General features: G+C 69.7%; 19 protein-coding genes. 12 read left to right on the top strand and 7 right to left on the bottom strand.

Annotated features, from left to right (window positions below; translation table 11 throughout):
• Positions 1-5: 5 nt before the first annotated feature.
• From FFS10_RS08260 to hydA, 6 genes are read right to left on the bottom strand one after another with little or no spacing between them, the layout of a single operon-like run.
• Positions 6-512: a nucleoside deaminase gene (locus tag FFS10_RS08260; RefSeq protein ID WP_137893445.1), complete on the bottom strand. Its 507-nt coding sequence runs from the start codon at positions 510-512 to the stop codon at positions 6-8.
• 12 nt (positions 513-524) lie between these two features.
• On the bottom strand, positions 525-1,805 hold the full coding sequence (locus tag FFS10_RS08255) for a TRAP transporter large permease (RefSeq protein ID WP_137893443.1): 1,281 nt from the start codon (positions 1,803-1,805) through the stop codon (positions 525-527).
• Positions 1,802-2,326: a TRAP transporter small permease gene (locus FFS10_RS08250; protein ID WP_137893441.1), complete on the bottom strand. Its 525-nt coding sequence runs from the start codon at positions 2,324-2,326 to the stop codon at positions 1,802-1,804. Before FFS10_RS08250 ends, FFS10_RS08255 begins: the two co-directional genes overlap by 4 nt.
• 25 nt (positions 2,327-2,351) lie before the next feature.
• Complete coding sequence (locus tag FFS10_RS08245) at positions 2,352-3,359, bottom strand: TRAP transporter substrate-binding protein (protein ID WP_137893439.1); 1,008 nt, start codon at positions 3,357-3,359, stop codon at positions 2,352-2,354.
• A gap of 49 nt (positions 3,360-3,408) precedes the next feature.
• The gene (locus tag FFS10_RS08240; RefSeq protein ID WP_137893437.1) at positions 3,409-4,176 is read right to left on the bottom strand and encodes an aspartate/glutamate racemase family protein; all 768 of its coding nucleotides are present in this window, start codon (positions 4,174-4,176) and stop codon (positions 3,409-3,411) included.
• Positions 4,173-5,612 (bottom strand): dihydropyrimidinase, encoded by a 1,440-nt coding sequence (hydA, locus tag FFS10_RS08235; protein WP_137893435.1) that lies wholly within the window; start codon positions 5,610-5,612, stop codon positions 4,173-4,175. The genes FFS10_RS08240 and hydA overlap by 4 nt, the downstream gene beginning before the upstream one ends.
• Positions 5,613-5,979: 367 nt before the next feature.
• Here hydA and FFS10_RS08230 point away from each other — a divergent pair, with 367 nt between their 5' ends.
• Positions 5,980-6,699, top strand: a complete 720-nt coding sequence (locus FFS10_RS08230) for a GntR family transcriptional regulator (protein WP_137893432.1) — start codon at positions 5,980-5,982, stop codon at positions 6,697-6,699.
• Position 6,700: 1 nt separating this feature from the next.
• Entirely contained in the window at positions 6,701-7,366 is a 666-nt protein-coding gene (locus FFS10_RS08225; protein WP_137893430.1) for an aspartate/glutamate racemase family protein, read from the top strand.
• 9 nt (positions 7,367-7,375) lie between these two features.
• Here FFS10_RS08225 and xdhC read toward each other — a convergent pair whose 3' ends face one another.
• Positions 7,376-8,173 (bottom strand): xanthine dehydrogenase accessory protein XdhC, encoded by a 798-nt coding sequence (gene xdhC, locus FFS10_RS08220; RefSeq protein WP_137893428.1) that lies wholly within the window; start codon positions 8,171-8,173, stop codon positions 7,376-7,378.
• A gap of 144 nt (positions 8,174-8,317) precedes the next feature.
• Between xdhC and FFS10_RS08215 the strand changes: the two genes are divergently transcribed.
• The 10 genes from FFS10_RS08215 (at position 8,318) to FFS10_RS08170 (ending at position 20,027) form a co-directional block, all read left to right on the top strand.
• Positions 8,318-8,848, top strand: coding sequence for a hypothetical protein (locus tag FFS10_RS08215; protein WP_502702710.1), 531 nt, complete (start codon positions 8,318-8,320; stop codon positions 8,846-8,848).
• Positions 8,849-9,034: 186 nt separating this feature from the next.
• Positions 9,035-9,700 carry a GntR family transcriptional regulator gene (locus tag FFS10_RS08210; protein WP_137893426.1) on the top strand — a complete coding sequence of 222 codons (666 nt, stop codon included), beginning with the start codon at positions 9,035-9,037 and terminating at the stop codon, positions 9,698-9,700.
• Positions 9,697-10,641 carry an allantoinase PuuE gene (gene puuE / locus FFS10_RS08205; protein WP_137893424.1) on the top strand — a complete coding sequence of 315 codons (945 nt, stop codon included), beginning with the start codon at positions 9,697-9,699 and terminating at the stop codon, positions 10,639-10,641. The genes FFS10_RS08210 and puuE overlap by 4 nt, the downstream gene beginning before the upstream one ends.
• Positions 10,642-10,649: 8 nt before the next feature.
• Positions 10,650-12,509: a 2-oxo-4-hydroxy-4-carboxy-5-ureidoimidazoline decarboxylase gene (uraD, locus tag FFS10_RS08200; RefSeq protein ID WP_137893422.1), complete on the top strand. Its 1,860-nt coding sequence runs from the start codon at positions 10,650-10,652 to the stop codon at positions 12,507-12,509.
• Positions 12,506-13,753, top strand: a complete 1,248-nt coding sequence (locus tag FFS10_RS08195; protein ID WP_137893420.1) for a M20 family metallopeptidase — start codon at positions 12,506-12,508, stop codon at positions 13,751-13,753. The genes uraD and FFS10_RS08195 overlap by 4 nt, the downstream gene beginning before the upstream one ends.
• 986 nt (positions 13,754-14,739) lie before the next feature.
• Positions 14,740-16,230: an NCS1 family nucleobase:cation symporter-1 gene (locus FFS10_RS08190; protein WP_137893418.1), complete on the top strand. Its 1,491-nt coding sequence runs from the start codon at positions 14,740-14,742 to the stop codon at positions 16,228-16,230.
• A 57-nt stretch (positions 16,231-16,287) separates the two neighbouring features.
• Positions 16,288-17,037: an aspartate/glutamate racemase family protein gene (locus FFS10_RS08185; protein WP_137893416.1), complete on the top strand. Its 750-nt coding sequence runs from the start codon at positions 16,288-16,290 to the stop codon at positions 17,035-17,037.
• Positions 17,038-17,074: 37 nt separating this feature from the next.
• Complete coding sequence (locus FFS10_RS08180; RefSeq protein ID WP_137893414.1) at positions 17,075-17,818, top strand: GntR family transcriptional regulator; 744 nt, start codon at positions 17,075-17,077, stop codon at positions 17,816-17,818.
• 180 nt (positions 17,819-17,998) lie between these two features.
• Positions 17,999-19,321 carry a C4-dicarboxylate transporter DctA gene (locus FFS10_RS08175; RefSeq protein ID WP_137893412.1) on the top strand — a complete coding sequence of 441 codons (1,323 nt, stop codon included), beginning with the start codon at positions 17,999-18,001 and terminating at the stop codon, positions 19,319-19,321.
• A 10-nt stretch (positions 19,322-19,331) separates the two neighbouring features.
• Positions 19,332-20,027, top strand: coding sequence for a GntR family transcriptional regulator (locus FFS10_RS08170; protein WP_137893410.1), 696 nt, complete (start codon positions 19,332-19,334; stop codon positions 20,025-20,027).
• Positions 20,028-20,184 lie beyond the last annotated feature (157 nt).

The following is a 20,184-nucleotide window of genomic DNA, read 5'->3' as shown; positions in this document are numbered from 1 at the left end:
CCGGTTTATGGATGGAAGGAAGAATTCAGTGGGCGCTGCGGCGCCGGCTCGACCCAGCGCGCCCAGCGCCTGCGCATGGCCTCGCATTCGGCCACGCGCACCCCGGTCGTGATGTCGAGCGAGGCGCGCGTGAGCGCGAGCAGCTTCTCGATCGCGTAGTCGCCGTAGTCGGTGCGCCGCATGCCGGCATGGCGCGCGCCCAGCACCAGGCGCGCGATGCCGGCCTCCTTCAGGGCCCAGCCGCACATCGGGCAGGGCTCCATGGCCGAGTACAGGGTGCAGCCGTCCAGGCGGCTCACGCCCAGGCGGCGGCAGGCGTCACGTATGGCCTCGGTCTCGGCATGGGCCGTGGCGTCCAAGCCGGTGGCGACGCGGTTGGAGCCCACGCCCACCACCACCCCGCCCTGCACCACGATGGCCGCGACCGGGCAGTCGCCGCGCGCCAGGGCGGTTTCGCAATGGGCCAGCACCTGGTCCATGAAGCGCTCGTCGCTGCTGCGGGCGTCGGTCATGGGGCCTGGTCCTCAGTAGCCCAGGGCGCGCGGGAGCGCGGTGACCAGCGGCGGGAACAGCATGCAGGCCAGCAGCACGCCGTACATCAGCGCAATGAAGGGCCAGGCGTTGGCCACCAGCTCGCGCATGCGCACGCCGGTGATGCCGCAGACCACGAACAGCACAACGCCGACCGGCGGCGTCAGCATGCCTATCACCAGGTTGAGCACGAACAGGAAGCCGAAGTGCAGCGGGTCGATGCCGTACTGCAGCGCGATCGGGTGCAGGAGCGGCACCAGCATGATGTAGGCCGCGTTCGACTCCAGGAACATGCCGACCACGAACAGCAGCATCGCGACCAGGCCCATGTAGACCAGCGGGTTGCTGGTGAAGCCGCGCAGCAGCTCGGACAGGGTCTGCGGCAGCAGGTCCACCGTCATCAGGTAAGTGATGATGGAGGCGAAGGCGATCAGCGCGCCGACCACGGCCGAGGTGATGGCCGCGCGCACCACCAGGCCCGGCAGGTCCTTCAGCTTGAGCGTGCGGGTCACGAAGAAGCCGAGCAGCATCGAGTACACCACCGCGATGGCCGAGCCCTCGGTGGCGGTGAAGGCGCCGCCCACGATGCCGCCGATCACGACCACCGGCATGGCCAGCACGATCAGCGAGCGGCGCAGCTCGGCCAGCACGCGCGAGATGCGGAAGGGCTCGCCGGTCGCGGCCCAGCCGCGCCGCGTCGCGATCCACGAGCACAGGCCCATGAAGCCGAAGCAGATGATCAGCCCCGGCAGCACGCCGGCCATGAACATGCCGCCCACCGAGACCGAGGAGCCGGCCATGAAGGCGTAGACGATCATCGCGCCCGAGGGCGGGATGATGGGGCCCAGGTTGGCGGCTGCGGCGACGATGGCGGTGGCGAAACCCTTGTCGTAGATCTTGGACAGCGAGGGCACCAGGATGGACGAGAGCGCGCTCGCGTCCGACACCGCCGCGCCCGACACCGTGGCCAGGCCGGCGCCCGACAGCATGGTCACATGGGCCATGCCGCCGCGCACCCGCCCCACAACCGTATTGGCCAGGGAGATCAGCCGCTCCACGATGCCGGCCTTGATCATCAGCTCGCCGGCGAGCATGAAGAAGGGAATCGACATCAGCGGGAAGGAGTTGACCGAGTGCATCATGCGCTGCGGCACCATGGACAGGTCCACCCCGCTCAGCCACAGGGCCAGCAAAGAGGCCACGCCCATGGCGAAGGCGATCGGCAGGCCCAGCAGGGCCAGCAGCATGAAGCCGAGGATGACCAGCGTGCTCATTCGGCCGCTCCCAGCTGGGCGGCGGGCGGCCCGACGACCACGATGCGCAGCAGGTGCAGCGCGGACAGCAGCGCACCTATGCCCACCGGCACGATGAACCAGCCCACGCTCCAGTCCAGCGTGGCCATCAGCTCGTCCCATTGTTCGCGCGCCACGCCCAGGGCGGCCCAGGCGATGGCGAACATCATCAGCGCGCAGACCGCGGCGCCGGCGCGCTTGAGCGCGCCGCGCCAGGCTTCGGGCAGCTTGTCGGAGACGATGTCGATGCCGATGTGGCCGCCCTGGCGCACGGCCAGCGGAATCGCCAGGAAGATGGACCAGACGAAGGCCAGGCGGCCGATCTCGTCGGCCCAGTCGATCGAGCGGTTGAAGCCGTAGCGCAGCGCGACCTGGGCCGACACCACGCCCACCATCGCGGCCACCGCGGCGAGCAGCAGGCCGGTGACCGCCTGGTCCAGCCCGCGCAGCACGCGGTCGGGCCAGGCCGGCGCGGGCGCCATGCTCATTGTGATTGCATTCATGGGATGTCCTGACGGCAGTCCGCGCTCAGCGCTTGGCCGCCTCGGCCAGCACCTGGTTCACCAGCTCGGCGCCGGCGCGCTTCTTGACCTCCTCGATCACCGGCGCCGTGGCCTTGCGCATCTCCTCGAGGGCGGTCGGCGCGATCTCGGTCAGGGTCATCTTGCCCTTGAGCTCGGCCAGGGCCTTGGCCTCGCTCTCGATGGCGAGCTTGCGCTGGTGGGCGATGGTGGCGGCCATGGCCTCGCGCACGGCCTTCTGGTACTCGGGCTTGAGCTGCTCGAAAGCCTTCTTGCTCGCCACGACGGCGATGAAGTCGAAGAAATGGCCGCTGTTGGACAGGTGCTTCTGCACCTCGCTGTAGCGGCTGGCGCTGATCACCGTGTAGGGGTTCTCCTGGGCGTCGACCACGCGCTGCTCGAGCGCCGAGTAGAGCTCCTTGACGTCCATGGCCACCGGGTTGGCGCCCAGGGCGCGGAACGAGGCCAGGTGGGTCTCGTTGGGCTGCAGGCGCAGCTTCAGGCCCTTGAGGTCGGCCATGGTCTTGATCGGGCCGCGGCTGTTGGTGATGTTGCGCGAGCCCAGCTCCATCCAGCCCAGCGAGACGAAGCCCTTGGCCTGCAGCTTCTGGTCGATGGCGTGGCCCACCGGGCCGTCGATGACGCGGAATGCTGCCTCCCGGTCGCGGAACACGAAGGGCAGGCTCACGGCCTCGAGCTCGGGCACGATGCGCGAGAGGAAGGCGCCGCCGACCCAGGTCAGAGCCAGGGTGCCGGAGCGCACGGCGTCGATGTTCTCCTTGGCGCCGCCGAGCTGCATGGCGGGAAACACGTCGACCTGCAGCTGGTTGTTGGTCAGGCGCGCGACCTCCTTCTTGAACACCTGGTCGACGGCGACGCTGCTGGGATGCTCGGTGGCGAAGTTGCCGGCGATCTGCAGCTTCTGCTGGGCGAATGCGGCCGGGGCAGCGGCCAGGGTCGCGGCGGCGCAGGCGGCGAGAGCGAAACGGCGGGAAACGGAGGACAGGCGGTTCATGGTGTGGATCCTTTCGTGGGTGGTCTGTGTCAGTGGTGAAGCGGGGTGATCAAGGCTGGGCGGCGCGGCGCTGCGCACCGGCGGCCAGCAGCGCGGCCAGGGCCGGCGGCAGGCCGCGGTTGGGCTTCTCGGGCGGGGGAGCGAAGCTGCCGCGCCGGGCCTGGCCGGGCTGCAGCGCGGCCAGGGTCTCGGCGTGGCGCACGGCGCTGGACACGCCGTCGACCACCGGCACCGGCAGCCGGCCCTTGAGCTGGCGCGCCAGGCCCGCCAGCGGCGCGCCGGCCAGCACGATGACCTCGGCGCCGTCCTCGTCGACGGCGCGCTCGGCCAGGGCCTGGAGCGCCTGGGCGTGCTCCTCCTGCACCCCGCCTATGCTGGCCAGAGGCCGGTCCAGCGCGCGTATGCTGGCCAGGCGCGGGCCGAATCCATAGGAAGTGATGACTTCGCGGTACCAGGCCTGGATGCGCTGCGAGATCGCGATCACCGAGATGCGGTTGCCCAGCAGGTGGGCGCTGGCCAGCGCCGCCTCGGTCAGCCCGGTCACCGGCACCGGCAGGGCCTCGCGCAGGCCCGTGAGGCCCGGGTCGCCGAAGGCCGCCACCACCACCGCGTCGTAGCCCGCATGGTGCTCGGCCGCCAGCTGGGCGGTGGCGTAGGCGCCGATCAGCGATTCGAAGCGGGTCTCGATGTAGGCCACGCCGAAGGGCGCGGTGAGCACCTCGATCTCGGTGCCGGGCGCGGCGCTGCGCTGGGCCTCGGCACGGATCAGGTCCGACACGCTGTCCGAAATGTTGGGATTGATCAGCAGCAGCTTCATGCGGCGCTCCCCGTTGCCCCACCGACCCTGGGCAGCAGCGTGGGCGCGCCGCAGGCCAGGAACTGCCCGGGCCGGGACGGCGGCCGGAAGTCCTGGCCGTCCCAGACGACCTCGCCGCGCGCGATCGTGAGGCCCGGCCAGGCGCGCAGGCGCTGGCCCTCGTAGGGCGTGTGGTCCACCGCGTGGTGTAGATCGGCGTTGCGTATGGTGCGCTCGCCCTCGTCCCAGACCACCAGGTCGGCGTCGGCCCCCACGGCGATGGTGCCCTTCCTCGGGTGCAGGCCATAGGCCTTGGCCGGGTTGGTGGCGGTGAGCTCGACGAAGCGGTTCAGGGTGATGCGCCCGCCCAGCACGCCCTCGGAGTACAAGAGCGCCATGCGCGTCTCTATGCCGGGGATGCCGTTGGGGATGTGGCGGAAGGCCACCTCCTGGCCGCCGGGCTTCTTGCCCTCGGGGCTGTCGTAGTTGAAGGGCGCGTGGTCGGAGGAGAAGACGGTGAACAGGCCGTCGGCCAGGCCGTCCCAGATCACCTGCTGGTTGGCCTTGTCGCGCGGCGGCGGGCTGCAGACGCAGCGCGCGCCCAGGTAGCTGTTGTCTATGCCCAGATCCTCGGCGGAGAGGAACAGGTACTGGGGGCAGGTCTCGGCGAAGACCTTGAGGCCCTGGGCGCGCGCCCAGCGGATCTGCTCCACCGCCTCGCGTCCCGAGACATGGACGACCAGGATGGGCGTGTCCACCAGCTCGGCCAGGGCGATGGCACGGTGGGTGGCCTCGCGCTCGACCAGCATGGGGCGGCTCAGGCCATGAAAGCGCGGCGCGGTCTGGCCGGCCGCTTCCAGGCGCTTGGTCAGCCAGGCGATGCAGTCGGCGTTCTCGGCATGGACCATGGCCATGGCGCCGTGCTGGCGCGCGACGGCCAGCACGTCGAGGATCTGGCCGTCGTCGAGCTTGAGCTCGTCGTAGGTCATGTAGATCTTGAACGAGCTGTAGCCCTCGCGGATCAGGGCGGGCAATTCCTCGCCCAGGACCTGGGGCGTGGGGTCGCTGACGATCAGGTGGAAGGCGTAGTCCACATGGGCACGGCCTTCGGCGCGGCGGTGGTAGTCGGCGACGGCGGCGCGCAGCGACTGGCCCTTTTCCTGGGCGGCGAAGGGAATCACGGTGGTGGTGCCGCCGCAGGCGGCGGCGCGGGTGCCGCTGTCGAAGTCGTCGGCCATGCGCACCGGCGGAGCCATGGGCTGGTCCAGGTGGCAATGGGCGTCGACGCCGCCGGGGGTGACGACGCGGCCGGCCGCGTCGATCTCGCGCGCGCCGGCGGGCAGCTGGGTGCCGATCTGCACGATGCGGCCGTCGCGTATGCCGAGGTCGGCCTCGAAGGTATCGCTGGCGGTGGCCACGCGGGCGTGGCGCACGACCAGGTCGAAGGCCTCAGACATGGCCGCCTCCACGCAGAGACCGGCTCGACGAGTCCGACACATTGTCAGCAATATGATTTACAAACATGAGAAAAATATTCATCAAAACTCCCAACAACTTGCAATTCCTGTGCCATGGATTTCGCACCAAGTTGGACGATTTCCGGCGCGCAAACGAATAATCATCGAAAACTTCAATGTCACATCTAGTGTTTACACTGATGTCAACAAAAACGCTGCGCCGCATCATTGCCGCACGGCCAGCCAGCGCCGACGCTGCCCCCAACTTCCTGGAGTCCCTCGTCCGAGCCACTGCCATGCGCCCAAGGCATCGCCCGCACCATGCAGGGGCGTTGCGCCGGCACCCGCCCCACCGAAGCACGCCCCCATGCCGCACCAAGCCAGAGCCAAGCCCCCCGCCCCCCGCAACGAGCGCGAGGCCGCAAGCGACGAGATCTACGAAAAGATTTACGCGGCCATCCTCGAGCACCGCCTGCACCCGGGCACCAAGCTGGGCGAGGACCGGCTGGCCAACATCTTCAACGTCAGCCGCACGCGGGTGCGCGAGGTGCTGGCGCGGCTGGCGCACGAGCAGGTGGTCGACCTGTACCCCCAGCGCGGCGCCTTCGTGGCCAAGCCCACGCCCGAGCGCGCCATGGACGTGTTCGAGGCCCGGCGCGTGATCGAGCCCGCGGTGCTGCAGCGCCTGGTCAAGACCCTCACGCCCGAAAAAGTGGAGCGCCTGCGCCAGCACCAGGAGATCGAGCTCGAGGCCCGCCGCCGCGACGACCGGCGCGCCGTGATCCGGCTGTCGGGCGAGTTCCACCGCCTGCTGGCCGACCTGGCGGGGAATTTCGCCTACGTGCGCTCGATGCGCGAGCTCAGCACCCTGACCTGCCTCATCATCCTGCTGTTCGACGCGCCCACGGCCGCCAGCTGCCGCGCCGACGAGCACACCGACATCATCGACGCCATCGCGCGGCGCGACCTGGCGCACGCGCAGCAGCTGATGCTGGCCCACCTGGACCACATCGAGCATGGCGTCTCGCTCGACGACGCGGCGGTGGAGGCCGACCTCGAGGCGGTGTTTCTGGACATGGAGTCTTGAATTGCAGCTGCTGCTGATCAATCCCAACAGTTCGGAAAACATCACCGAGCGGCTCGCGGCCTCGGCGCGGCCGCTGCTGGGCCCCGCCGATCATCTGACGGCGCTCACGGCCAGCGAAGGCCCGCGCGCCGTGACCCAGTCCGACCAGCTGCCGGCGGCGGCCGAGCAGGTGCTCGCGATGGCACGCCGGCATGGCCCTGAGCACGACGCGGTGCTGATCGCCATCTCGCTCGACTGCGGCCTGGCCGAAACGCGCGCCGCGCTCAGCCCCCGGCCGGTGATCGGCATGACCGAGGCGGCCTGCCTGATGGCCCTGCTGCACGGCCCCCGCTTCGGCCTGCTGACCCTGGGGCCGCAGATGGCGCCGCTCTACGAAGCCCATGTGGCATCACTGGGCCTGGCCTCGCGCCTGGCGGGCCTGGCCGCGCCCGAGCTGCCCCAGGCCTACGGTGCGCCTCCCGGCGCGCCCGATCCGGCCGTGCTCGAGGCCCTGGCGGCCGCGGCGCAGGGACTGTTGGCCGCCGGCGCGGACAGCCTGGTGCTGGCCGGGGCCGTGCTGTGCGGCTACGCGCCGGCGCTGACGGCCCGCGTGGGCCGCCCGGTGCTGGACGGCATCGCCTGCGGCGTGCTGCTGGCCCGCGCGCGGCTCACGCTCGACCTCAACTGAGAGGGCCCCTCAGAGCGTCTGCAACAGCTGCGCCGCGACCGAGACCGCGATCACCTCGGGCTGCTTGCCGCCGATGCCGGGCAGGCCGATCGGGCAGGTCACGCGCGCGCATTCGGCCTCGCTGAAGCCGCGCTCGCGCAAGCGGTGGCGGAAGGCGGCCCATTTGGTCTTGCTGCCGATCAGGCCTATGAAGGGCAGGTCGGCCCGCTCGCGCAGGCGCTGCAGGCAGGCCGCCACCACGTCCAGGTCCTCGGCATGGCTGAAGCTCATGATCAGCACGCGGCTGCCGGGGGCCAGGTCACGCACCGCCGCCTGCACCGGTTCCGAATGCTCGCAGCGCACGTTGTCGGGCAGCTGGTCCGGAAAGATGTCGTCGCGGCTGTCGACCCAGAGCAGCTCGAACGGCAGCCGGCCCAGCACCTCGATCAGGGCCCGGCCCACATGGCCGCCGCCGAACAGCGCCAGCGGCGCGCGCGCAGCGGCCAGCCGCGTGTGCAGCGAGGCCGCGTCCGCCGGCCCCACTTGCTCGAAGCGCAGATGCACCACCCCACCACAGCATTGGCCCAGGCTGGGGCCCAGCGCGAAGCGCCGCAGCGGAACCAGCGCCTCGCCACGCAGGCCCTCACGGGCCTGCTGCTGCGCCTGAAACTCCAGATGCCCGCCGCCTATGGTGCCGACCTCGCCCTGCGCGAACACCGCCATCCAGGCCCCGACCTCGCGCGGGCCCGAGCCCTGGACGCTGTCCATGGTGACCAGCACGGCCGGCTCCCGCGCCAGCCGGGTCAGGAATTCTTGCGCCAGGTTCACAAGCCGATACCTTTATCTCTGCGTTCCAACATTTGCACCGGAGAATTTCGGGCAAAGTATGCTCCGAACGAGAGCGGCCAAGCTGCCACGATTCGCATACGCCCGATACAGAGACACGGATACCGCCGGACCCCAGGAGTCCTCATGCAACGCCCCGCCCCCCTCCCCATCCAGAACCGCCAGCGCCGTGAGTTGATGCTGGCCGCCGCCGCAGCCGGCGCCGCCGCCCTCGTGGCGGGCTGCGTGAGCCGCCCCGAAGCGCCGGCCCCGGCCGCACCCGCCGCCCCGGCAGAGCCGACGCCGGCACCCGCCGCCGCGGCCCCGCCGGGCCGCCAATCCGCCGCCGCGTCGGCGCGCGAGTACCGGCGCGACGCCGCCGGCCACCTCTACGGGCTCAACGCCCAACGCATCTACAAGGGCCGCCTGCCGCCGCTGCTCTACGCCGTGGGCGTGCTGCAGGTGGATCTGGACCCCCAGGGCCGGGTGCAGGCCACGCGCTGGATGCGCGCGCCGCGCCACGCGCCCGAGGTCATGGCCGAGATCGAGCGCACCGTGCGCCAGGCCTCGCCCTTCCCCGCCCCGGCCCGCCTGGGCCGCGTGACCTACACCGACACCTGGCTGTGGCACAAGAGCGGGCGCTTCCAGCTCGACACGCTGACCGAGGGCCAGGACTGATCCCGCGCCTGCGCGCCTCGCCGACCCCATCCCCTTCCCGCTGCGTCATGCACCGCGCCACCGCTTGAGCGGGTCGGCGCTGCTGGCGTTCGCCCAAGCGATGCTGCGCCCCATCGCACCTAGGTAGAAACCATAACTGTCTTCAAAAGTGTATACACTTTTCGAAGTTCGGACTATGATTCCTGCATGGAGACATCCACCACCCATACCATCGTCGAGGCCCTGACCCGGGCCATCGTCGAGCACCGGCTGCTGCCCGGCGCCAAGCTGGCCGAGCAGAAGCTGGCTGACCATTTCGGCGTCTCGCGCACCCTGGTGCGCCAGGCCCTGTTCCAGCTTTCGCAGAACCGCCTGATCCGGCTCGAGCCGGCACGCGGCGCCTTCGTCGCGGCCCCCTCGGTCCAAGAGGCGCGCCAGGTGTTCGCCGTGCGCCGCATGCTCGAGACCGAGATGGTGCGCGCCTTCGTGCGCGAGGTCACTGCGCCCAAGCTCAAGGCCCTCAAGGCCCACGTGGCCGAGGAAAAGCTCGCCGTCGAGCGCGAGGACGTGCCGGGCCGCACCGAGCTGCTGGGCGACTTCCACGTGCGCATGGCCGAGCTGATGGGCAACGAGGTGCTGGCCCAGATGCTGGGCGAGCTGATCTCGCGCTGCGCCCTGATCACGCTGATGTACCAGAGCCAGGTCGCGGCCCAGCACTCGAGCGAAGAGCATGACGCGATCGTGGCCGCCCTGGCCGCGCGCGACGAGGCGCTGGCCGTGCGCCTGATGAACGAGCACCTGACCCATGTCGAGGCCAGCCTGACCTTCGACCGCAAGCTTCCCTCCCACGACATTTCCCTCGCCCTGTCATGACTCAAGCCATCTACGACGCCACCCTGCCCTACCCGCGCGACCTGGTCGGCTACGGCCGCAATCCGCCGCACGCGCGCTGGCCCGGCAATGCCCGCATCGCCGTGCAGTTCGTGCTCAACTACGAGGAGGGCGGCGAGAACGCCACCCTGCACGGCGACGCCGGCTCCGAGCAATTCCTCTCCGAGATGTTCAACCCGGCCAGCTACCCCGGGCGCCACATCAGCATGGAGGGCATCTACGAGTACGGCTCGCGCGCGGGCGTGTGGCGCCTGCTGCGCGAGTTCGAGCAGCGCGGCCTGCCGCTGACGGTGTTCGGCGTCGGCATGGCGCTGCAGCGCCATCCCGAGCTCACCGCTGCGTTCAAGGAACTGGGCCACGAGATCGCCTGCCACGGCTGGCGCTGGATCCACTACCAGAACCTGGACGAGGCCACCGAGCGCGAGCACATGCGCCTCGGGATGGAAGCGATCGAGCAGCTGACCGGCGAGCGCGCCCTGGGCTGGTACACCGGCCGCGACAGCCCCAACACGCGCCGCCTGGTCGCCGACTACGGCGGCTTCGAGTACGACAGCGACTACTACGGCGACGACCTGCCGTTCTGGATGAAGGTCAGGAAGACCGACGGCGAGGTCGTGCCCCAGCTCATCGTGCCCTACACGCTGGACTGCAACGACATGCGCTTCGCCCTGCCCCAGGGCTACTCGCACGCCGACCCCTTCTTCCAGTACATGAAGGACAGCTTCGACGCGCTCTACGCCGAGGGCGACGAGGCACCCAAGATGATGAGCATAGGCATGCACTGCCGCCTGCTCGGCCGCCCCGGCCGCATCGTGGCGCTGCAGCGCTTCCTCGACCATATCGCCAAGCACGACCGCGTCTGGATCTGCCGCCGCATCGAGATCGCGCGCCACTGGAAGCAGACCCACCCCTTCACCGCCTGAGGCCCGCCATGCCCATCACCCTGGAACAAGTCAACGCCGCCACGCCCGAGCAGGCCGCCCAGCTGCTCGACGGCCTGTACGAGCACTCGCCATGGATCGCCGAGCGCGCGCTGGCGCAGCGCCCCTTCCACTCGCTGGCCCAGCTCAAGCACGCGATGACGCGCGTGCTCGAGGAGGCCGGGCGCGAGGCGCAGATCGGCCTGATCCGCGCCCACCCCGAGCTGGCCGGCAAGGCCATGGTCAGCAAGACGCTGACCGCCGAATCGACCAACGAGCAGACCAAGGCCGGCCTGACCGACTGCACGCCCGAGGAGTTCGCCACGATCCAGCGCCTGAACGCCGACTACAACGCCAAGTTCGGCTGGCCCTTCATCCTGGCCGTGCGCGGGCCGCGCGGCGCGGGCCTCTCCAAGCAGCAGATCATCGAGGCCTTCGAGCGCCGTCTGGACAACCACCCGGATTTCGAGCTGCAGGAATGCCTGCGCAACATCCACCGCGTGGTCGAGCTGCGCCTGAACGACAAGTTCGGCGTCGAGCCCGGCCTGGGCAACGACTGCTGGGACTGGCACGAGAGGCTGGCCCAGCACAGCGACCCGGGCTACGCCGAGCGCGGCGAGCTCACCGTCACCTACCTGACCGACGCGCACCGCGCCTGCGCCCAGCGCATCAGCCACTGGATGCGCGACTGCGGCTTCGACGAGGTCGAGATCGACGCGGTCGGCAACGTGGTGGGCCGCTACCATGCGGCCCAGCCGGGGGCCATCGCCGCCGCGACGGGCCGCCCCGAGCAAGGCACGGCCCCCTCGGGGGGCAGCGCAGTACGCGAAGCGACAAGCGTGGGGGCCCGCTGGCTGCTTACAGGCTCGCATTACGACACGGTGCGCAACGGCGGCAAGTACGACGGGCGCCTGGGCATCTTCGTGCCCATGGCCTGCGTGCGCGAGCTCTCGCGCCAGGGCCGGCGCCTGCCCTTCGGCATCGAGGTCGTGGGCTTCGCCGAGGAGGAAGGCCAGCGCTACAAGGCCACCTTCCTGGGCTCGGGCGCGCTGACCGGCCATTTCCAGCCCGAGTGGCTGGACCAGCAGGACGCCGACGGCGTCACCATGCGCGAGGCCATGCAGCACGCGGGCCTGTGCATCGCCGACATCCCCAAGCTGCAGCGCGACCCGGCGCGCTACCTCGGCTTCGTCGAGGTCCACATCGAGCAGGGACCGGTGCTCAACGAGCTCAACCTGCCGCTGGGCATCGTGAGCTCGATCAACGGCAGCGTGCGCTACCTGGGCGAGGTGATCGGCATGGCCAGCCACGCCGGCACCACGCCCATGGACCGGCGCCGCGACGCCGCCGCCGCCGTGGCCGAGCTGGTGCTGTACGCCGAGCGGCGCGCGGCGCAGGACGGCGACTCGGTCGCCACCGTGGGCCAGCTGCAGGTGCCCAATGGCTCGATCAACGTGGTGCCGGGACGCTGCCAGTTCTCGCTGGACATGCGCGCGCCCACCGACGCGCAGCGCGACGCGCTGGCGCGCGACGTGCTGGCCGAGCTCGCCGCGATCTGCGAGCGCCGCGGCCTGCACCACCGCCTGGAGGAAACCATGTGCGCCGCCGCCGCACCTAGCGCACCGGCCTGGCAGGCGCGCTGGGAGCGCGCCGTGCAGGCCCTGGGCGTGCCGCTGTACCGCATGCCCAGCGGCGCCGGCCACGACGCGATGAAGCTGCACGAGATCATGCCCCAGGCCATGCTGTTCGTGCGCGGCGAGAACGCCGGCATCAGCCACAACCCGCTGGAGAGCAGCACCAGCGACGACATGCAACTGGCGATAGACGCCTTCTCCCTTCTTCTGGACCAACTTGCCACGGAACAGCCATGAGCGACCACGACCGACTCGACCAATGGATAGACGCGCACTTCGACGAGGAGGTGCGCTTTCTGCAGGAACTGATCCGCGTTCCCACCGACACCCCGCCCGGCAACAACGCGCCGCATGCCGAGCGCACGGCCGAGTTGCTGCAGGGCTTCGGCCTGCAGGCCGAGCGCCATGCCGTGCCGCAGGCCGAGGTTGAGGCCCAGGGCCTCGAGAGCATCACCAACCTGATCGTGCGCCGGCGCTACGGCGACGGCGGCCGCACCGTGGCGCTGAACGCCCACGGCGACGTGGTGCCGCCCGGCGAGGGCTGGACGCATGACCCCTACGGCGCCGAGATCGTGGACGGCAAGCTCTACGGCCGCGCCGCGGCCGTCAGCAAGTGCGACTTCGCGACCTTCACCTTCGCGCTGCGCGCGCTCGAGTCGCTGGGCGCGCCGCTCAAGGGCGGCGTGGAGCTGCACTTCACCTACGACGAGGAGTTCGGCGGCCTCATGGGCCCGGGCTGGCTGCTAGCGCAGGGCCTGACCAAGCCCGACCTGATGATCGCGGCCGGCTTCAGCTACCAAGTGGTGACGGCGCACAACGGCTGCCTGCAGATGGAGGTCACGGTGAACGGCAAGATGGCCCATGCCGCCATCCCCGACACCGGCGTCGACGCGCTGCAGGGCGCGGTGCAAGTCCTCAATGCCCTCTACGCGCAGAACCAGCTCTACCAGCAGCTCAGCTCCAAGGTCGAGGGCATCAAGCACCCCTACCTCAACGTGGGCCAGATCGAGGGTGGCACCAACACCAACGTGGTGCCCGGCAAGGTGGTGTTCAAGCTCGACCGCCGCATGATCCCCGAGGAGAACCCGGCCGAGGTCGAGGCCAGCCTGCGCGAGGTCATCGCCGCGGCCGTGGCCGGCTTCAACCGCGGCAGGCCGGCGGACGCCCAGATCCAGGTCGAGATCCGGCGCATGCTGCTGGCCAATTCGATGAAGCCCCTGCCCGGCAACCAGCCCCTGGTCCAGGCCATCCAGAAGCATGGCGAGACCCTGTTCGGCGAGCCCATCCCCGCCATGGGCACGCCGCTCTACACCGACGTGCGCCTGTACGCCGAGCGCGGCATCCCCGGCGTGATCTACGGCGCCGGCCCGCGCACCGTGCTCGAGTCGCACGCCAAGCGCGCCGACGAGCGCCTGGACCTCGAGGACCTGCGCCGCGCCACCAAGGTGATCGCGCGCACGCTGCGCGATCTGCTGGGCTGACGGTCCCTCCGGCGGGGAGCGCAATAGCTCCTTCCGCGCATCGCTGCAGGAGGTAAGGCTCTCGCAGCAGCGCGCGGCAAAGGCGTGCGCGGGCAGGCCGCAGCGCTTCAATGAGGGCGGTCGACGCCCTGCGTCGACTCCCCTGCGATGCTCGCTCTGACGGCCCGTCGCGCAACTCGCTTTGTTCGCTTCGCTCACGCCGCTCAAACAAGCGCGACGAGTCAGTTCACGAAGCGCGCTGCGCGCGCGGCCGCCAGCCCTGCGCTTCTCGGCGCCCTCAAGGCGCGCTGCAGCCTGCCCGCACACGCCTTTGCAGAGACGATGTTGGCGCGCCACCGGCAGCGAGCGCCACTTTGTCACTTCGCCGCGGCAGGCGGTGCCCGGCGGGGGCGATTTCTGTGGCGGCGACAACGCAGTTGCAGCGTAGGGTCATATGTGCGAAGCACATGTGAGCCGGAGCTAAAAGCGCAGCGCCGGGGTCGGCGCGCGCAGCGCGCATCGTGATCTGACTCGCCGCTGCTGTTTGAGCGAAGTGAGCGCAGCGAACGCAGCGAGTTCTGCGGCGCGACCCCGGTGCGAGCATCGCAGCGCAGTCGGCGAATGCCGACCGCCACGGTATGAGCCCCCGCCGGGCACCGCCTGCCGCGGTGCGAGGTGCGATACATGGGCCCAGCAGAAGGGCATGCCGACCGCAAGGCCAGCACGGCGCAGCTGATGGCGCGCGCCAAGGCCTGACCCGGGGCCGACCGGCCCTGCCCGCTCTCCCGCCCGGCCGACCCTCGTGTCGGCCGGGCTTTCTTGAGCCTGCGCGCGCCCCGCCGCGCCGAGGCAACCCGGGAAAACCCTCATCGAAATCGCACCACCGGTACTTGATTGCACGCGTTTTTTGTATACAAATAACGTATCCCGCAACGCCGCGGGAAAAAGCCAGCGAAAACCCTCCTCCGGGCTTTCGTCCAAGCCTCAATCGCAGACCAGGAGACCTTATGACCAACGCAGCCACCCTGGGCGCCCCCGCCCTGCCGGAGAATCCGGCGACGGGCCACGCGCCCTCGCACGCCCTGATCAAGCCCGGCTACCACCCGCGCCTGACCAACGAAGACCTCGCCCCGCTTCGCCACCAGACCTGGGGCCAGTACAACATCTTCGCGTTCTGGATGTCCGACGTGCACAGCGTGGGCGGCTACATCACGGCCGGCAGCCTGTTCGCGCTGGGCCTGTCGAGCTGGCAGGTGCTGGTGGCCCTGCTGGTCGGCATCTGCATCGTGCAGTTCTTCTGCAACCTGGTGGCCAAGCCCAGCCAGATGACGGGCACGCCCTACCCGGTGATCTGCCGCGCCTCGTTCGGCGTGCTGGGCGCCAACATCCCGGCCATCATCCGCGGCCTGATCGCGGTCGCCTGGTACGGCATCCAGACCTACCTGGCCTCGGCCGCCTTCATGGTCGTGGCCCTGCACTTCTTCCCGCATTGGGCGCCCTACGCCGACGTGGCGCAGCACGGCTTCGCCGGCCTGTCCACGCTGGGCTGGGTGGCCTTCATGGTGATGTGGGTGCTGCAGGCCATCGTGTTCTGGCACGGCATGGAGTCGATCCGCAAGTTCATCGACTGGGCCGGCCCCGCGGTCTACGTGGTGATGGGCCTGCTGTGCGGCTGGCTGGTCTGGAAGGCCGGCTGGAGCAACATCAACATGAACCTGGGCGGTGTCAAGTTCGAGGGCTGGGACGCGGTGCCGGTGATGCTGTCGGCGATCGCCCTGGTGGTCAGCTACTTCAGCGGCCCCATGCTGAACTTCGGCGACTTCTCGCGCTACGCCAAGAAATTCGACGCGGTCAAGAAGGGCAACTTCTGGGGCCTGCCGGTCAACTTCCTGTTCTTCTCGCTGCTGACCGTGATCACCACCGCCGCCACGCTGCCGGTGTTCGGCGAGCTGATCACCGACCCGGTGCACACCGTGAGCAAGATCGACAGCACCACCGCCGTCGTGCTGGGCGCGCTGACCTTCATGGTCGCCACCATAGGCATCAACATCGTGGCCAACTTCGTCTCGCCGGCCTTCGACTTCTCCAACGTCGCGCCCCAGCACATCAGCTGGCGCACCGGCGGCATGATCGCGGCTGTGGGCTCGATCTTCATCACGCCCTGGAACCTCTACAACAACCCCGAGGTCATCCACTACACGCTGGACGTGCTGGGCTCCTTCATCGGCCCGCTGTTCGGCATCCTGATCGCCGACTACTACCTGGTGCGCAAGCAGCATGTGGACGTGGACGCGCTCTACAGCATGGACCCGCGCGGCGCCTACTGGTACACCAACGGCTACAACCGCAAGGCGGTCTGGGCCATGGTGCCGGGCGCCCTGGTGCCCATGCTCTGCGTCTTCGTCCCCACCCTGCACGGCGCCGCCAACTATGCCTGGTTCATCGGCACGGCCGTGGGCTTCGTGGCCTACGCCCTGCTGAACAAGAACCGGCGCTGAACGCACCGGGGCCCGCGCGGCGGGCCCCTTCCCTGTTTCTCCAATGCCCCCACTGCCATGCGCATCAAGATCATCAACCCCAACACCACCCAGAGCATGACCGCCAAGATCGGCGCCAGCGCGCGCGCCGCGGCGGGTGCCGGCACCGAGATCCTGGCCGTCAGCCCGGCCATGGGTCCGGTGTCCATAGAAAGCCATTACGACGAGGCCCTGGCCGTGCCCGGCCTGCTGCAGGAGATCGCGCGCGGCGAGCGCGAGGGCGTGGACGGCTACGTGATCGCCTGCTTCGGCGACCCCGGCCTCAAGGCGGCGCGCGAGCTCGCGCGCGGCCCCGTGGTCGGCATCGCCGAGGCCGCGATGCACCTGGCCAGCATGGTGGGCAGCCGCTTCAGCGTGGTCACCACACTGGAGCGCACCGTGGGCCAGGCCTGGCACCTGGCCGAGGCCTACGGCATGGCGCGCTTTTGCGCCAAGGTGCGCGCCTGCGAGCTGCCGGTGCTCGAACTCGAGCAGCCGGGCTCGGCCGCGCGCGAGCGCATCGTCGCCGAATGCCGGCGCGCGCTCGAGCAGGACGGCTCGGACGTGATCGTGCTGGGCTGCGCCGGCATGGCCGACCTCTGCGACGCGATCTCCGAAACCTTGGGCGTGCCGGTGGTCGACGGCGTGGCCGCGGCCACGCGCCTGGTCGAGTCCCTGGTGGCGCTCGGCCTCAAGACGAGCAAGCGCGGCGAGCTCGCCCAGCCCCTGGCCAAGCCCATGCTGGGACTGCTGACCGGCTTCAGCCTGGAGGCGCTGCAGCTGCAGTAAGCGACGGCCAGGCGCAGCAAGCGCCTAGAATTTCCCCATGGCCCGCCCCAGAAAAACCCCCGTCGACATCGCCGCCCCGCCCGAACTGGCCGTGGCGGTGGAGAACGGCAGCTCGATCGAGGACATCGCGCACGACATCGCCACCGCCATCATCGAGAAGCGCCTGCCGCCCGGCACCTGGCTGCGCGAGGAGGCCCTGGGGCGCGTCTACAAGGTCAGCCGCACCAAGGTGCGCGCCGCGCTGCTGACCCTGTCCAAGGACAAGCTGATCGAGATGATTCCCGACAAGGGCGCCTTCGTCAGCAAGCCCAGCGTGGAGGAGGCGCGCGAGGTGTTCGCCGTGCGGCGCATCCTCGAGACCGAGGTGGTGCGCCTGTTCGTGGCGCGCGCCAAGCCGCGCGACTACCAGCTGCTGGAGCAGCACATCCGCTTCGAGCGCCAGGCGCTGCAGGCCACGACCACCACCGGCACGGTGCGCGAGAAGCTGCTGGGCGACTTCCACGTCGAGCTGGCAAGGGCCGCGGGCAACCAGACGCTGGCCGAGCTGGTGCGCGAGCTGGCGGCGCGCTGCTCTCTGATCTCCATGCTCTACCACTCTTCCAACGACCCGCATTGCTCGTCCGACGAGCACGCGGACTTCCTGCGCGTGTGCCGCAGCGGCGACGCCGAGGCCGCCGTGGCCCAGATGATGGAGCACCTACAGCGCATAGAGAACAGCCTGCAGTTCGGCCAGGACCGGCCCGACCGTCACCTGGACCTGGTCAAGGCCCTGCTCACCTGAGCGCACCTGCCTGGCCCGGGGCAGTGACTTTGCCCCACAGAATCCGATAACAGTTTTTACCTGGGGTGCCGAATCCCTGGTGATAACCCTCAGGCAATCCTCGGGGATTTTGCCTACATTGCTTGTATGCAAGATTGACAGGCAAATGTGGTCTTGCAGACAACCCCTATGGAGACCTACATGCCCAAGTTTTTCAAGTCCCTGTTCGGCCAGGTGGTCCTGGCCCTGCTGCTCGGCGTCGCCGTCGGCATGGTCTGGCCCGAGACCGCCGTCAAGCTCAAGCCGCTCGGCGACGCCTTCATCAAGCTGATCAAGATGATCATCCCGGTGCTGGTGTTCTGCGTGGTGGTGCACGGCATCGCCGGCGCCGGCGACCTCAAGCGCGTCGGCCGCGTCGGCGTCAAGTCGCTGATCTACTTCGAGCTGGTCACCACCGTCGCGCTGGGCCTGGGCCTGCTGCTGGCCTTCGTGTTCGAGCCCGGCGTGGGCATGAACGTGGACCCCAAGATGCTGGATGCCAAGGCCATGGGCGCCTACGCCGAGAACGCCAGCAAGCTGACCGGCGGCGGCACGGTGGAGTTCCTGATGAAGCTGATCCCGACCACCGTGGTCAGCGCCTTCGCCACCGGCGACGTGCTGCAGGTGCTGCTGTTCGCCGTGCTGTTCGGCTGCGCCCTGGCCCTGCTGGGCGAGCGCGGCGCGCCGGTCTCGAACTTCATCGACACGCTGTCGCACGTGCTGTTCAAGACCATGGGCATCATCATCAAGCTGGCGCCTTTCGGCGTGCTCGGCGCGATCGCCTTCACCGTGGGCAAGTACGGCATAGGCTCGCTCAAGCAGCTGGGCATGCTGGTGGTGCTGTTCTACGCCGCCGTGGCGATCTTCGTCGTGGTGGTGCTGGGCACCATCATGCGCCTGTCGGGCTTCAGCCTGTTCAAGCTGCTGCGCTACCTGCGCGAGGAGCTGGCCGTGGTGTTCGCCACCACCTCGTCGGACAGCGTGCTGCCGCAGATCATGGCCAAGCTCAAGCACATGGGCGTGCGCGACTCCACCGTGGGCCTGGTGATCCCCACCGGCTACTCGTTCAACCTCGACGCCTTCTCGATCTACATCACGCTGGCGGCCGTGTTCATCGCCCAGGCCACCAACACGCCGATCACGATGACCGACCTGCTGACCATCCTGGCGATCTCGCTGGTCACCTCCAAGGGCGCGCACGGCGTGCCGGGCTCGGCGATCGTGGTGCTGGCCGCCACGCTGCAGGCCATCCCCGCGATTCCCGCCATCGGCCTGGTGCTGGTGCTCTCGGTCGACTGGTTCATGGGCATCGCCCGCGCCCTGGGCAACCTGATCGGCAACTGCGTGGCCACCGTGGCCGTGGCCGCCTGGGAGGGCGACATCGACCGCGAACGCGCCCATGCCGTGCTCAACGGCGAGCCGCACGAGGTGCTCGACATCGAAGAGGAAGAGCCGGTCGTGGCCGTCGCCGTGCAGGCCCGCTAAGATCGCAGCCATGTCCACGCCGTCCAACCAGACCCAGATCGCGCAACAGGTGGTAGAGGCCATCCTGGCCCAGAAGCTCGCCCCCGGCGAGCGCCTGGGCGAGCAGGAGCTGGCCGAGCTGTTCGGCGTGAGCCGCACCCTGGTGCGCGAGGCGCTGATGCAGCTGCAGGCGCGCGGCTTCGTCGAGGTGCGCTCGCGCAAGGGCTGGTACGTCGTGGAGCCCTCGGTGGAGGAGGCGCGCGACGCCTTTTCCGCGCGCCGCATCATCGAGTCCGGCATCCTGGCCGAGGCCGGCCGGCCCCTGCAGGCCGTGATCCGGCGCCTGCGCAGCCACATCGAGCAGGAGCAGCAGGCGATCGCCCAGGCCGACGCGGCCACGCGCACCTTCCTGCTTGCCGACTTCCATGTCTGCCTGGCCGAGGCCATGGGCCAGCGCGCCCTGTCCGACGTGCTGCGCGACCTCACGGCGCGCACCACGCTGGCCGCCACGCTGTACCAGTCGGCGCACGACGCCGGCGAGTCCTGCGCCGAGCACGAGGCCATCGTCCAGGCCCTGGAGGCCGGCGACTGCGAGCTCGCGCGCAGCCGCATGCTGGACCATATCGGCCATGTGGAAGAGGCGCTGAACCCCGCCGCCCCGGCGCGCGACCGCCTGCGCGACACCCTGGCGCCGCTGGCCCTGCCGCGCGCACGCGCCGCAGCCTGAGCACCTGTGCTCCTGCGCCAAGCCCCGCACGCGGGGCTTTTTACTGTGCGCCCGGCACGGGCGCACTCTTGGAGGTGCAAGTCCTCCCGTGAGTTGATCACAGCGAACGAAGCGAAGCGCAACTGCATGAGGGTGACCGAGTGTGGGGAGGAAGCGT

This window comes from Ramlibacter sp. 2FC, assembly GCF_005503345.1.
GTDB lineage: Bacteria > Pseudomonadota > Gammaproteobacteria > Burkholderiales > Burkholderiaceae_C > SCMQ01.
The sequence above is the reverse complement of the archived record's forward strand: the minus strand, read 5'-3'. Positions and strand labels throughout refer to the sequence as shown.